Origin of the sequence: Streptomyces sp. NPDC007983, from assembly GCF_042958345.1 — a bacterium.
Taxonomy (GTDB): domain Bacteria; phylum Actinomycetota; class Actinomycetes; order Streptomycetales; family Streptomycetaceae; genus Streptomyces.
In genome coordinates this window covers 517,479-530,258 of the sequence record NZ_JBIBJI010000002.1, presented here as the reverse complement: position 1 = coordinate 530,258, position 12,780 = coordinate 517,479, and the positions used below count along the sequence as shown (strand labels likewise).

Sequence of the window (12,780 nt, the reverse complement as noted above, 5' to 3'; positions counted from 1 at the left end):
AAGGGTCATGACCGACGAGGCCACGACCTCCCATTCCCGCCGCGCCCTCCTGGGCTGGGGCGGTGCCGGGCTCGCGCTCGGCGCCGCGGCGGCCGGGGGCACCGCCGCCGCGCTGAGCGCCGACGACGGCCCCCGGCAGGCGGCCGACAGCGGCGGCGGCGCCGTCCCCTTCCACGGGGCCCACCAGGCGGGCATCGCCACCGCCGTCCAGGACCGGCTGCACTTCGCGGCCTTCGACGTCACCACCGACGACCGCGCCGAGCTGATCGACCTGCTCAAGGAGTGGACGAAGGCGGCGGCCCGGATGACCCAGGGGCACGCGGTCGGCGGCGGCGCGGTCAGCGACCTGGTCGAGGCGCCGCCGGACGACACCGGCGAGGCGCTGGGCCTCAAGCCGTCCCGGCTCACCCTCACCTTCGGCGTCGGCCCCACCCTCTTCAAGGACAAGAAGGGGAAGGACCGGTTCGGGATCGCGGGGCGCCGCCCCGAGGCGCTGATCGACCTGCCCGCCTTCCCCGGCGACGACCTCGAGGCGGCCCGCAGCGACGGCGATCTGTGCGTCCAGGCGTGCGCCGACGACCCGCAGGTGGCCGTGCACGCGATCCGCAACCTGGCCCGCATCGGCATGGGCAAGGTCGCCGTCCGCTGGTCGCAGCTGGGCTTCGGCAAGACCTCTTCGACCACCCCGGACGCCCAGACGCCGCGCAACATGATGGGCTTCAAGGACGGCACCCGGAACATCCCCGGCACCGACGCCGCCGCCCTGGACAAGCACGTGTGGGTGAGCGAGAAGGCGGGCCCGGCCTGGATGGCGGGCGGCTCGTACCTGGTGGCGCGGCGCATCCGCATGCACATCGAGACCTGGGACCGCACCTCGCTCAAGGAGCAGGAGGACGTGTTCGGGCGGGACAAGGGCGAGGGCGCGCCGTACGGCAAGCAGCACGAGCGCGATACGCCCAACCTGAAGGCGATGCTGCCCGACGCGCACGTCCGCCTCGCCCACCCGGACTCCAACGGCGGCATCCGCATCCTGCGCCGCGGCTACTCCTTCACCGACGGTACGGACGGTCTGGGGCGGCTGGACGCGGGGCTGTTCTTCCTCGCGTACCAGCACGACGTACGCGAGGGCTTCGTACCGCTGCAGCGGCGCCTGGCGCGCTCCGACGCGCTCAACGAGTACATCCAGCACGTGGGTTCGGCGCTGTTCGCCATCCCGCCGGGCGTCCGGGACGCGGACGACTGGTGGGGCAGGGCGCTTTTCACCTGACCGGACAGAGAACGAGAGGAAGGCGAACCCCGTGTTCGGCAACTATCTGATCGGGCTGCGCGAAGGGCTCGAAGCGAGCCTGATCGTGTGCATCCTGGTCGCCTACCTGGTCAAGACCGGTCGCCGGGACGCGCTGCGGCCGGTGTGGCTGGGCATCGGCGCAGCGATCGCGCTGGCCCTGTCCTTCGGCGCGGCGCTGGAGTTCGGCTCGCAGGAGCTGACGTTCGAGGCCCAGGAGGCGCTGGGCGGCTCGCTGTCCATCATCGCGGTCGGCCTGGTGACCTGGATGGTGTTCTGGATGCGGCGCACCGCCCGCCATCTGAAGCGCGAACTGCACGGCAGGCTGGACGCGGCGCTCGCCATGGGCACCGGCGCGCTGGTGGCCACCGCGTTCCTGGCGGTGGGCCGCGAGGGCCTGGAGACCGCGCTGTTCATATGGGCCGCGGTGCGGGTGGGCAACGACGGCTCGGCGGACCCCCTGATCGGGGCGGCCCTGGGCCTGCTCACCGCGGTGGTGCTGGGCTGGCTCTTCTACCGTGGCGCGCTGCGGATCAACCTGGCGAAGTTCTTCACCTGGACGGGCGGCATGCTGGTCGTGGTGGCGGCGGGCGTCCTCGCGTACGGCTTCCACGACCTCCAGGAGGCGAACTGGCTTCCGGGGCTGCACTCCCAGGCGTTCGACATCAGCTCCACGATCGCGCCGGACACCTGGTACGGCACCCTGCTCAAGGGCGTCTTCAACTTCCAGCCGGACCCCACGTGGCTCCAGGTCACAGTGTGGCTGCTGTATCTGGTCCCCACGCTGACCTTCTTCTTCGCCCCGGGTAGGGTGGCGCCGTCCAACGCAGCCCCGAAGGAGCCGCAGCCCCATGACACGCAGGTCACCCCGCCGGCCGTCCGTCCTTCCGACCGCAGCGGCGGTACTGGCGCTGGGCATGACGCTGACGGGGTGCATGACGGTGCACGGCGAGCGGGAGAACATACCGTCCGTGGACAAGGCTGAGGCCGCCGAGGCGCTCAAGGACTTCACCGCCACGTACAACAAGGCGTACCAGGAGCTGGATCCGTCGGTGGTGAGCGAGGTGGAGACCGGCCCGCTGAAGGAGATCAGCACGGCCGACCTGAAGGCACAGCACGCCAACTCCCCGCAGGGCAACCCGAATTACCCGCCGCTGAAGCTGTCCGACGCGAGCTTCCACATCCCCCGGCAGATCGGGTGGCCGAAGTTCTTCGTGGCGGACACCGACAGCAACCGGGACGCCAACCGGTGGCTGGTGGTCTTCACCAGGGACGGCGCCGATCAGCCGTGGAAGGCCGCGTATCTGTCGATCCTCAGCCAGGACGAGGTACCGGCGTTCGCGACCGACAAGGACGGCTGGGCCAAGCCGGTCAAGGCCACGGGCGCCACGCCCCGGCTGGCCGTCCGGCCGGACGAGCTGAGCGGCGCGTACACCGACTACCTGATGACGGGCAAGGGCGACACGTTCGCGGACGGTTCGGCGACGTCGGGGATGCGGGAGTCGCGGGCGAAGTTCAAGAAGACGCCGAAGTTCTGGACGCAGTACATCGACACTCCGGCGGCCGGCGGCGGCTCCGACGCCCCGGTGGGCCTGCGGACGAAGGACGGCGGCGCGGTGGTCTTCTTCACCTCGCACCACCGCCAGAAGCAGACCATGGCAAAGGGTTTCAGGCCCAACCCGGATCCGCAGGTCAAGGCGCTGATGACGGGCGAGGCGAAGAGGGCGGTGACGCTGACCCGGGTCGCCGAGTCGGCCGTCCGCGTGCCCGCGAAGGACGCGGCGGACCCGAAGGTGGTCTTCCTCAACCGCCTGGAAGGCGTCACGGGGGCCAAGGGCGAGTAGCGCGACCCGCTACCGCCCTATCGGCCACGCCGCACCCTCGTACTCCTCCTCCACGGCCAGGCGGCACGCGTCGGTCAGCGCCTCCAGCAGCGTCAGCGGATCCGGCAGCGGCCGCTCCGGCCCGAGGAGCCACGCCACGCGCCCGTCCCCCGGCAGCCGGGCCGGGGGTACGAGCACGTAGCTGCCGCGGCAGTGCCACCGCAGCCCCGGGTGCTCGTCCATCGTCTCGGGGTGGCAGTCCAGCTCGCAGGGCCACCACTCGTCCTCGTCCTCCGGCGTGCCGCGCGTGGCGGTGAAGAACAGCATCCGTCCCTGCCGCAGATCCGCGCCGCTCGTCGCGACGGGCCCGACCTCCACCTCCGAGGCCCCCAGCCGCTCCAGGGCCTGCCGCCCCGCCTCGAGGGGGACGTCGAGCACGTCGTGGACGAGGCCGGTGGCGGTGATGAAGTTGGCCTGCGGGTCGGCGCGCAGCCACCGGGTGACCTTCTCCGGGTCGGTCGACGCCTGCGTCGCCCAGGCGAAGGAGACGGGGTGCCGGGCGGGGGTCGGACAGCCGATGCGGTCGCAGGAACAGCCGTAGCCGGAGGGGTACGCGGCGGGCGCGAGCGGGAATCCGGCGGCGGCCGCGGCCAGGAGCAGGTCCTCGCGGGCGCCCGCGGCGCCCGCCCCCGAGCCGGTATCGCCGCCCGTCGCGCTTCTCGGCCGGCGCAGCCACTGGGTGAACCTGCTCTTGCGTTCCATCTATCGCCTCGCTTCACCACCGCGACCGGCGGTACCGCCGGTACCCGATCAATGCTGCCACCATCCTGCTCCCGAGGTGGCCGGTGTCCGCATCCGGGGTGATGACGGGACCCACGTCCGGGTGCCGATATCAGGACATAACCGAACGAGCACCCCTAGCGTTCGCTTTATGATCACCAGGTATTTTCTGACCGGTGTGGCGGTCCTCACCCTTTCCATACCGGCGGCCGTCCTGGCGTACCCCACCGCCCGTCCGGCCGTCTCCCCCGCCGCCCGCCCGCCGGAACCGCGCCTCGACGACCGGTCCGCCGCCCTCCCCGCGGCCCCGCGGATCATCTACACGGCCCACCGCGGCGGCGCCCTCGAAGTGCCCGAGAACAGCATGGCCGGGCTGACCACCGCCCTGGCCCGCAAGGACGCCCAGGTCCTCGACTTCGACATCCGCAGCCTGCGCGACGGCACGCTCGTCGTCATGCACGACGCGACGCTGGACCGTACGACGTCCCGGACCGGGCCCGTGAACGCCCTGACCGCCGCCCAGTGGCGCACCGTACGCCTCCGCCCCGCCCCCACCCTGCGCGGCGCCTGGAAGCCCGAGCGGCCACCGACGGTGGCCGAGGCGCTGGACCGGCTCGGCGGCCGCACCACGCTCATGGTCGAGGCGAAGGACCCGGCCGGACTGCCCCGGCTGGCCCGCATGATCCGCGACCGGGGCCTGACCCGCTCGGTCTACGTGAACTCCAACCACCCGGACGTGGCCCGCGAGGCCCACCGGATGGGGCTGCTGGCCCAGCTGTGGCGGTCCGCCCGGCAGATGCGCCACGACCGCCCCAGCGACTGGCGCGGGTTCGTGGACCTGCTGGACGTCGACTACCGGGCCCGGGACGCGGACATCCGGCGGGCCGTCGCCTCCGGCGTGCCCCATGTGTGGGCGCACACCGTCAACACCCCCCGGCAGCGCGACCGGATGGTGCGGCTGGGATGCGACGGGATCATCACGGACACCCCGAGCCTGATGATCACCACCCCGGTGCGGCTACGGGCCGGCGGGGGACCCGGCGGGGACCTCAGCGGGGGCTGAGCCCGCGCAGCGCCATCTCGACCACGGCGTCCGCGTACGCGTGGCTGAGCGGCAGCGTCCGCAGCAGCCACCGGGCGGTGACCGGGGCGGTCACCAGCTCCAGGGCGATCCGCGGATCGAGGTCGGCCGCGACCTGCCCGGCCCGCTGGGCGGCGCGCAGCCGCTCGACGTAGAGCTGGAGCGACGGCTCCAGGACCCGGCTCGCGAACTCCGCCGCGATCTCCGGGTTCACGATGCCCTCGGCGGCCAGCGCCCGGTACGGCACGTCGTACGTGGGCGACCGCAGCTCGTCGACCGTCGCGCGCAGCACCAACTTGAGGTCGGCCTCCAGGTCGCCGGTGTCGGGGAACGCGTGCGCTTCCCCACTCTCCGGCCCCTCCGCCTCCCGCGCGGCCCGCTCGCCGAGGGCGACGAAGGCGTCCAGGAGGACGGCCGCCTTGGACGGCCACCAGCGGTAGATCGTCTGCTTGCCGACCCCGGCGCGGGTGGCGATGGCCTCGATGGTGAGTTTGGGATAGCCCACCTCGGCGACGAGTTCGAGTGCGGCATCGAGGATCGCGCGGTGCGAACGTTCACTGCGGCGGGTCGCGTTGGGAGCCATGCCGGTCAATGTAGCGGGCGGGCTTTGTGAGGCTCGGTTCGCCTCCGGGGCGCCACAGCCGATGTCGACGGTCGACCGTGCTCGGCCCCTCGTTCCTCGGGGCCTGCGCGCGCTCTCCCTTTCGACACCGGCGCGCCCCTTCGGCTCGCCCCCAGCTACCGCTGGGAGGTGCCCCCAGCCGGTCAGACGGGGTTGCTCTGGCGCCGGACGTGCCCCGGGGCGCCGGCACCACCCGTAGAATCGACGGAATGCACGCCCCGCACGCCGCCCCCACCGCCGAGACGCTGCGCACCGCGCTCGCCGGGCTCCTCGACGGGCTGCCGCCCCGCCAGGCGGCCCAGGCGGTCGACCGGCTGATCGCCAACTACCGGGGCCGCACCCCGACCGACGCGCCCGTTCTGCGCGACCGCTCCGATGTCGCCGCGTACGCCGCGTACCGGATGCCCGCGACCTTCGAGGCCGTACGCGCCGCCCTCGACGCCCTGCGCGAGCGCGCCCCCGAGTGGGTGCCCGCCTCGCACCTGGACATCGGCGGCGGTACGGGCGCGGCGAGCTGGGCCGTGGCCGCCGCGTGGCCGGAAGGCGGTCACACCACCACCGTCCTGGACTGGGCCGAGCCCGCCCTCGCCCTCGGCCGCGAGCTGACCCGGCAGTCCCCCGCCGCCCCGCTGCGCGAGGCCCGCTGGCAGCGGCGGGCCCTCACCGCGGACCTCACCCTCCCCGACGCGACGGACCTCGTCACCGTCTCCTACGTGCTGGGCGAACTCACCGCCGCCGACCGCGGCACCGTCGTCGGCGAGGCGGCCCGGACCGGCCAGGCGGTGGTGCTGGTCGAACCCGGCACCCCCGACGGCTATCTGCGCATCCGCGAGGCCCGCGACCAGCTCGTATCGGCGGGCCTGAACGTCCTGGCCCCGTGCCCGCACAGCGCCGCCTGCCCCATCGAACCGGGCGCCGACTGGTGCCACTTCGCGGCGCGGGTGAGCCGTTCGTCGCTGCACCGCCAGGTGAAGGGGGGCTCGCTGGGGCACGAGGACGAGAAGTTCGCGTACGTCGTGGCGACCCGCTTCCCCGCCCCGGCCCCGGCCGCCCGTGTCACCCGCCACCCCCAGACCCGCAAGGGCCAGGTCCTGCTGGACCTGTGCACCCCCGACGAGGGCCTGACCCGCCACACCGTGACCAAGCGCCACGGCCCCCTCTACCGCGCCGCCCGCGACACCACCTGGGGCGACACCTGGCCGCCCCCGGAGAACGACTAGCTAGACGGGTGCGGGGGTGAAGACGACGGGGAGGGACGACAGGCAGCGGTACCAGAGCGACTCCGTCCACTCCAGTTCCCCGGGCTCGACCGCGAGCCGCAGGTCCGGGATGCGGTCGAGCAGCACCTCGATCGACGTCTCCGCGATGATCTTGCCCAGCTCGGGCGCGCCCGCCGGACATCCGTAGTCGCCGCTGGAGAAGGACACGTACGAGTTGTTCCCGGCGTAGTCCGGCGTGGCGTCCGGCCACAGCAGCGGGTCCGCGTTCGCGGCGGCGAAGCCGAGGACGAGCAGGTCACCGGCGCGGATGTACTGGCCGCCGAGCCGGGTGTCCCGGGTGGCGAAGCGCCCGATGACGTTCTGGAGCGGGGAGTCCGCCCACAGCACCTCGTTCATGGCCTCGCCGATGCTCCGGCGGCCGCCCGCGAGGGTCACGGCGAACCGGTCGTCGGTGAGCATCAGCCGGACGGTGTTGCCGATCCAGTAGGACGCGGCGGGCATACCCGCGGCCATCATCACCATCAGGTCCCCGACCAGCTGCTCGTCGGTGAGGTCGGGGCAGTTGTGGAGGTACCGCGAGGTGACGTCCGGGCCCGGGGTCTCACGCTTCTCCTCCACCAGCCGCCGCACCTCCCCGGCCGCCCGCTGCTGGGCCGCCATGGCCTGGTCGGTGGACAGCAGCGAGACGGTCACCGCCTCCGCCAGGTACTCCAGCCGCTCCTCGGGCAGGCCGAACATGGTGCCCATGGCGAGGGCGGGCACCGAGTAGACGTAGTCGAACACCAGGTCCGCCGTGCCGCTGCCGATGAACTTGTCGATCAGATCGTCGGCGAAGCGTTCGCACCGCGCGCGCAGGTCGAAGGGGTCCATGACGGCGAGCGCGTCGCTGACGGCCGCCGAACGCCGCCGGTGCTCGTCCCCCTCCGTGAAGTGGATCATGGGGCTGTGGGCCACCCAGGGCATGAGGGGCCAGTCCGCCGGGACCTCGTCCCAGCGGTTCCAGCGGCGCGAGTCGCGGCCGAAGGTCTCGACGTCGGTGACCACCTGGCGTATCTCGCGGTAGCCGAGGACGAGCCACGCGGGGACGCCGCCCTCCAGCAGGACCGGGGCGACCTGGCCGTGGGCGCCGCGCATCCGCCGGTGGCTCCGGGCCGGGTTCCGCAGGTACCGCGGCCCGTACAACGGCTCCGCCTCGGCATGGGACCGGGGACGGACGGGACACCCTGAAGGCGTGTCCGGTGCGTCCGGTGTGCCGGGGGTGTCCTGCGGAGCCTGGGGGTGTGTCACAGCGGCGTTCCTCGAAATGGCGATCAGCGTGGTGCGGGGAGATTAGCGAAGTGATCACACGGGGCCAACAACCGTACGGTTACGAAACCTTACGGTCCCTCACGACCGGCTCGGCCGGCTGGATCGAGCGCGCGGGCCAGGGCGGTGGCCGCCGCCGCCCTGGGAGTGCTGTCGCCGGGGCGGCGGCGGGGGTGGACGGTGTTGGCCAGGAGGATCAGATAGCAGTCCCGGGAGCGGTCCAGCACCAGGCTGGTGCCCGTGAAGCCGGTGTGCCCGGCCGCGCCGCGGCCCGCCAACCCGCCCATGAACCACGGCTGGTCGACCTCGAAGCCCAGCCCCGGCGCGGTCAGCATCAGGTCCACCGAGGCGGGCGAGAGCACCGGACCGCCGCCCGCCAGCAGGGTGCGGCACAGCACGGCCAGGTCGGCCGCCGTGGAGAAGAGCCCGGCGTGGCCCGCGACACCGCCGAGCGCGTACGCGTTCTCGTCGTGCACCACGCCCCGCAGCATGCCCCGGTCGAGCTTGCCCCAGGGGCGCCGCTGGTCCTCGGTCGCGGCGATGCGCGGCAGCCAGCCCGGGGGCGGGCGGAAGCGGGTGGACGCCATGGCCAGCGGGCCGGTGACGCGGTCGTGGACGAGGTCGGCGAGCGAGCCGCCGGTCACCCGCTCCAGCACCCGCTGCATCAGCAGCAGGTTGAGGTCGGAGTAGCGGCGGGCGGCCCCGGGCGCGGTGCCGGGCGGCTCGGCGTACAGCCGCGCCCAGCGTTCCTCATCGCTGTGGTACTCGTACAGCGGCAACTCCGGGACCAGGCCGGAGCGGTGGGTGAGCAGATGGCGCACCGTGATGCCGTGGCGGGCGGCGGCCGTGCACTCGGGGGCGTAACGGGCGACCGGGGCGTCCAGCTCGATCTCGCCGCGCTCCAGCGAGCCCACCGCCACGATCGCGGTGAACAGCTTGGTCAGCGAGGCGAGGTCGAAGACCGTGTCGGCGCGCGTCGGGACCCACTGCCCGCGCGGCAGCTCGCGGTCGTGACGGGCGTACCGCACCGCCCAGCCGAAGGCGCCCTCCGTCAGGGGCCCGGCGCCGGTCCCGGCGGCCACGACCGCGCCCGCGCACCAGGGGCGCTCCCCCTCGGGGAGCGCCTCCACGGTGCGCAGAAGATGGCTCAGGCCACCGTCACGCTCGCTCGAGGGCGTCGCTGCCACGGACGGCAGAGTCCCATGAAGCAGGCCATGGCGGCCAGCGCGCACACCAGCTGGACGACGGCCATCGGCACCGCCGTGGTCTCGCCCGCGATCCCCACCAGCGGCGAGGCGGCGGCCCCGAGCAGGAAGGTGGAGGTGCCGAGCAGCGCGGACGCGGAACCGGCGGCGTGCGGGGTGCGCATCAGCGCCGAGGCGTTGGTGTTCGGCATGGCCAGGCCCATCGAGGACATCAGCACGAACAGGCAGGCCGCGACCGGCGCCAGGCCGACCTCGCCGAAGACTCCGGCGGACAGGACCAGCAGCGCGGTCGCCGCGAGGGCGATCAGCGTCAGCGCCACGGCCAGCACCTTGTCCATGCTGACGCGGCCGACGAGGACCCGGCCGTTGAGCTGGCCCATGCCGATGAGGCCGATCGAGTTGAGCCCGAAGAGGAGGCTGAAGGTCTGCGGCGAGGCGCCGTAGATCTCCTGGACGACGAAGGACGAACCGGAGACATACGCGAAGAGGGCGGCGAAGGCGAAGCTGCCCGCGAGCATGTAGCCGGTGAAGGCGCGGTCGGCGAGCAGCCCGCGCATCGTACGGAGCGTCTCGCCGAGCCCGCCGTCGTGGCGGCGCTCCGCGGGCAGGGTCTCGCGCAGGAAGCGCCAGACGACGAGGGTGAGCAGGGCGCCGATCACGGTGAGGACGACGAAGACGCCGCGCCAGTCGGTGAAGCGCAGGATCTGGCCGCCGATGACGGGCGCGGCGATGGGCGCGACGCCGGAGATCAGCATAAGCGTGGAGAAGAAGCGGGCCATCGCGATGCCGTCGTACAGGTCGCGGACGACGGCGCGGGCGATCACGATCCCGGCCGATCCGGCGAGCCCCTGGAGCAGCCGGAAGCCGATAAGCAGCCCGGCGGACGGCGCGAAGGCGCAGATGGCGGTGGCGATGACGTAGATCACCATGCCGATGAGGAGGGGGCGGCGGCGGCCCCACTTGTCGCTCATCGGGCCGACGACGAGCTGGCCGAGCGCCATGCCCATCAGACAGGCGGTCAGGGTGAGCTGGGCGGTGGCGGCGGAGCTGTGGAGCGCGTCGGTCACCTCCGGCAGGGCCGGGAGGTACATGTCCATCGAGAGGGCGGGGAGAGCGGTGAGCCCGCCGAGGACGAACGTGACGAGGAGGCTCGTACGGCGCTGCGCGGTCAGCGGAGCGCTGACCTGGGGCGCGGCGGCGGAGGAGGGAGAAGAGGGTTCGGGTCTGTGGACCCGGTCGGGAGCGGCGGCCGTTTGGCCGGGCTGCTGCATTGTGGCCTTCCATGAGTCGTTGAATCGTTGTCTATGCTCTCAGCTGAATCGGTGTGCTCACGACCGATTAAGCCGAGGGATCGAGGGTGCAGCGGATGTCCGGAACCGAGGCCGAGCCCGTGCGGTGGGGGATCCTGGCGACCGGCGGGATCGCCGCGTCGTTCACGGCGGATCTGCTGGACATGGAAGACGCGCAGGTCACGGCGGTGGGCTCACGCAGCCCGGAGTCTGCGAAACGGTTCGCCGAGCGGTTCGGGATACCCCGCTCGTACGGCAGCTGGGCGGAGCTGGCGGCCGATGACGAGCTGGACGTGATATACGTCGCTACCCCGCACGCGGCCCACCGCGCCGCGGCCGGTCTGTGCCTGGAGGCGGGCCGGGCGGTGCTGTGCGAGAAGGCGTTCACCCTGAACGCGCGCGAGGCGGACGAGCTGGTCGGCCTCGCCCGCTCCTGTGACCGCTTCCTGATGGAGGCGATGTGGACGTACTGCGATCCGGTCGTCCGCCGCATGACCGCCCTCGTCCACGACGGCGCGATCGGCGAGATCCGCGCGGTGCACGCGGACTTCGGCCTCCCCGGCCCGTTCGAGCCCGGCCACCGGCTGCGCGACCCGGCCCAGGGCGGCGGCGCCCTGCTCGACCTCGGGGTCTACCCGGTGTCCTTCGCCCAGCTCCTGCTGGGCGAACCCGCCGACGTCCGGGCCCGCGCCGAGCTGTCCCCGGAGGGCGTCGACGTGAACACCGGCCTGCTGCTGGGCTGGGACACCGGGGCGGTGGCGCTGCTGAGCTGTTCCCTCACCGCCGACACGCCCATGACGGCGGCGGTGACGGGCTCGGCGGGCCGCATCGAGTTCCCCCGCGGCTTCTTCCACCCCGACCACTTCGTCCTCCACCGCCCGGGCCACGACCCGGAGGAGTTCACGGCCCCTGAGGCATTGCGCTCCTACCAGCACGAGGCGGCCGAGGTGATGCGCTGCCTGCGGGCGGGCGAACGCGAATCCCCCCTCGTCCCCCTGTCCGGCAGCCTGGCGGTGATGCGCACCCTGGACGCGGCGCGGGCGGAGATCGGCGTCCGCTACCCGGGCGAGGGCTGAGCCGGTCAGCGATGCCGCAAACCGCTCTGGATGCGCCCCGACTCGCCCAGTATCGTGCCCGTATCGTGCCAGTGACATTCCGTCACGGCATGAAAACTGGAGGTGGCAGGTCGTGGCCCGTGCCTGGGAAGCCGACCCGTCGGCATTATTCGTCAAACGGTTGGGCAAGTCGGCGAAGGAGTCCGGAAACTCCCAGGGCCGGGAGCAGTGCCCGGACATCTGGCAGCTCAGCAACGGCGACATCGCCGTCATCGGCCGTGATCTGACGGGTAACTACACCGCGCGGTTGCCGGAAGGCGTGACTCTTGCGGCTGACGAACGGCTGGTCGTCATTCCCGGAAACATGCTCAGCCTGGCGAAGCCGGACATTCCCGATGCTTGATGTTCAGCCTCCCGCACTTCTCCCGGCACACGGCCGGCGGCTGGAGAACGAGGAGTATCTGAAGGATTTCCGTAAGCGGGACGCGGAGATCCGCAATGGCCAGTCATGGAAGCTCGAACGGCGTCAGCACTTCGAAGAGGTGGGCAGCCCGTCCCGTGACGCCCTGCGGCGCGGGGACTGGGAAGCGGCGTTGCGCCTGTTCGAGGAAGCCCGCGACAGTCTGCGCGGAATCCAGGCGGACGAGGAGGCCCGGGGCTCGGTGTTCCACCGCGTGCGCGTGGTGGAGAAGCCGTTGACGCCGTACGTGCAATGGGAACTGCATTCGTTGCGGATCAGCGCCGAGTACGGGGAGCGCGTACGGGTCCTGCCCGCCGATGCGGTCGCCGCGGCCGAGACCCACGGACCGCTTCCGGAATTGACCATTCAGGACGGCAAGGTGCTCTTTCACGTCCTGTACACGGATACCGGGGTGCCGGACGGCGCGATCCGTTTCACCGACCCGGCCATCGTCGAGCCGTGGACGGCATACGTGCGGGAGGCCCACGCGGCCGCAGAGGACATCACGACCTACTTCGAGCGGGCCATCGCGCCGCTCCCTCCACCCCCGGCCGCCTGAACGGGAAGGGAAGCACCGATCGGCACGCCAGCAGACGACGCCCAGGGGCGCCCCGGAGACTCGGCCAACGACCTCTCCGGGTCGTCCCGCGATGTG

The 12,780-nt window shown here is 72.5% G+C and carries 13 protein-coding genes; 8 read left to right on the top strand and 5 right to left on the bottom strand.

Features of this window, described 5'->3' with window-relative positions:
* Positions 1 to 7 precede the first annotated feature (7 nt).
* From efeB to ACFZCY_RS06775, 3 genes are read left to right on the top strand one after another with little or no spacing between them, the layout of a single operon-like run.
* A complete protein-coding gene (gene efeB, locus ACFZCY_RS06785) occupies positions 8 to 1,267 on the top strand; it encodes an iron uptake transporter deferrochelatase/peroxidase subunit (RefSeq protein WP_391169956.1) in 1,260 nt (419 codons plus the stop codon).
* Positions 1,268 to 1,298: 31 nt separating this feature from the next.
* A complete protein-coding gene (gene efeU, locus ACFZCY_RS06780) occupies positions 1,299 to 2,270 on the top strand; it encodes an iron uptake transporter permease EfeU (protein ID WP_391169955.1) in 972 nt (323 codons plus the stop codon).
* On the top strand, positions 2,221 to 3,129 hold the full coding sequence (locus ACFZCY_RS06775; RefSeq protein WP_391170393.1) for a hypothetical protein: 909 nt from the start codon (positions 2,221 to 2,223) through the stop codon (positions 3,127 to 3,129). The genes efeU and ACFZCY_RS06775 overlap by 50 nt, the downstream gene beginning before the upstream one ends.
* A 9-nt stretch (positions 3,130 to 3,138) precedes the next feature.
* On the opposite strand, the gene ACFZCY_RS06770 is transcribed toward ACFZCY_RS06775, so the two are convergent.
* Positions 3,139 to 3,870, bottom strand: a complete 732-nt coding sequence (locus ACFZCY_RS06770; RefSeq protein ID WP_391169954.1) for a bifunctional DNA primase/polymerase — start codon at positions 3,868 to 3,870, stop codon at positions 3,139 to 3,141.
* 169 nt (positions 3,871 to 4,039) lie between these two features.
* Here ACFZCY_RS06770 and ACFZCY_RS06765 point away from each other — a divergent pair, with 169 nt between their 5' ends.
* Positions 4,040 to 4,951 (top strand): glycerophosphodiester phosphodiesterase family protein, encoded by a 912-nt coding sequence (locus ACFZCY_RS06765; protein WP_391169953.1) that lies wholly within the window; start codon positions 4,040 to 4,042, stop codon positions 4,949 to 4,951.
* Here ACFZCY_RS06765 and ACFZCY_RS06760 read toward each other — a convergent pair.
* Positions 4,938 to 5,552 (bottom strand): TetR/AcrR family transcriptional regulator C-terminal ligand-binding domain-containing protein, encoded by a 615-nt coding sequence (locus tag ACFZCY_RS06760; protein WP_391169952.1) that lies wholly within the window; start codon positions 5,550 to 5,552, stop codon positions 4,938 to 4,940. The two genes, ACFZCY_RS06765 and ACFZCY_RS06760, sit on opposite strands and share 14 nt — an antisense overlap.
* Positions 5,553 to 5,800: 248 nt before the next feature.
* Here ACFZCY_RS06760 and ACFZCY_RS06755 point away from each other — a divergent pair, with 248 nt between their 5' ends.
* Positions 5,801 to 6,811, top strand: coding sequence for a small ribosomal subunit Rsm22 family protein (locus ACFZCY_RS06755; RefSeq protein ID WP_391169951.1), 1,011 nt, complete (start codon positions 5,801 to 5,803; stop codon positions 6,809 to 6,811).
* Here ACFZCY_RS06755 and ACFZCY_RS06750 read toward each other — a convergent pair whose 3' ends face one another.
* From ACFZCY_RS06750 to ACFZCY_RS06740, 3 genes are all read right to left on the bottom strand, one after another.
* Entirely contained in the window at positions 6,812 to 8,098 is a 1,287-nt protein-coding gene (locus ACFZCY_RS06750; protein WP_391169950.1) for a cytochrome P450, read from the bottom strand.
* Positions 8,099 to 8,187: 89 nt separating this feature from the next.
* Positions 8,188 to 9,246, bottom strand: a complete 1,059-nt coding sequence (locus ACFZCY_RS06745; protein ID WP_391170390.1) for a serine hydrolase — start codon at positions 9,244 to 9,246, stop codon at positions 8,188 to 8,190.
* Positions 9,247 to 9,263: 17 nt separating this feature from the next.
* Complete coding sequence (locus ACFZCY_RS06740) at positions 9,264 to 10,592, bottom strand: Bcr/CflA family efflux MFS transporter (protein ID WP_391169949.1); 1,329 nt, start codon at positions 10,590 to 10,592, stop codon at positions 9,264 to 9,266.
* 95 nt (positions 10,593 to 10,687) lie between these two features.
* Between ACFZCY_RS06740 and ACFZCY_RS06735 the strand changes: the two genes are divergently transcribed.
* The 3 genes from ACFZCY_RS06735 to ACFZCY_RS06725 all read left to right on the top strand — a co-directional run bounded on the left by ACFZCY_RS06735 (position 10,688) and on the right by ACFZCY_RS06725 (position 12,684).
* Complete coding sequence (locus ACFZCY_RS06735; protein ID WP_391169948.1) at positions 10,688 to 11,686, top strand: Gfo/Idh/MocA family oxidoreductase; 999 nt, start codon at positions 10,688 to 10,690, stop codon at positions 11,684 to 11,686.
* A gap of 112 nt (positions 11,687 to 11,798) precedes the next feature.
* Positions 11,799 to 12,068, top strand: coding sequence for a hypothetical protein (locus ACFZCY_RS06730; protein WP_391169947.1), 270 nt, complete (start codon positions 11,799 to 11,801; stop codon positions 12,066 to 12,068).
* The gene (locus ACFZCY_RS06725; protein WP_391169946.1) at positions 12,061 to 12,684 is read left to right on the top strand and encodes a DUF6879 family protein; all 624 of its coding nucleotides are present in this window, start codon (positions 12,061 to 12,063) and stop codon (positions 12,682 to 12,684) included. Before ACFZCY_RS06730 ends, ACFZCY_RS06725 begins: the two co-directional genes overlap by 8 nt.
* Positions 12,685 to 12,780 lie beyond the last annotated feature (96 nt).

Coding starts and splice junctions, on each gene's coding strand:
- ACFZCY_RS06765 (WP_391169953.1), top strand. CDS start 4,040: ATGATCACCAGGTATTTTCTGACCGGTGTGGCGGTCCTCACCCTTTCC.
- efeB (WP_391169956.1), top strand. CDS start 8: ATGACCGACGAGGCCACGACCTCCCATTCCCGCCGCGCCCTCCTGGGC.
- ACFZCY_RS06740 (WP_391169949.1), bottom strand. CDS start 10,592: ATGCAGCAGCCCGGCCAAACGGCCGCCGCTCCCGACCGGGTCCACAGA.
- ACFZCY_RS06770 (WP_391169954.1), bottom strand. CDS start 3,870: ATGGAACGCAAGAGCAGGTTCACCCAGTGGCTGCGCCGGCCGAGAAGC.
- ACFZCY_RS06755 (WP_391169951.1), top strand. CDS start 5,801: ATGCACGCCCCGCACGCCGCCCCCACCGCCGAGACGCTGCGCACCGCG.
- ACFZCY_RS06725 (WP_391169946.1), top strand. CDS start 12,061: ATGCTTGATGTTCAGCCTCCCGCACTTCTCCCGGCACACGGCCGGCGG.
- ACFZCY_RS06760 (WP_391169952.1), bottom strand. CDS start 5,552: ATGGCTCCCAACGCGACCCGCCGCAGTGAACGTTCGCACCGCGCGATC.
- ACFZCY_RS06775 (WP_391170393.1), top strand. CDS start 2,221: ATGACGGTGCACGGCGAGCGGGAGAACATACCGTCCGTGGACAAGGCT.
- ACFZCY_RS06735 (WP_391169948.1), top strand. CDS start 10,688: ATGTCCGGAACCGAGGCCGAGCCCGTGCGGTGGGGGATCCTGGCGACC.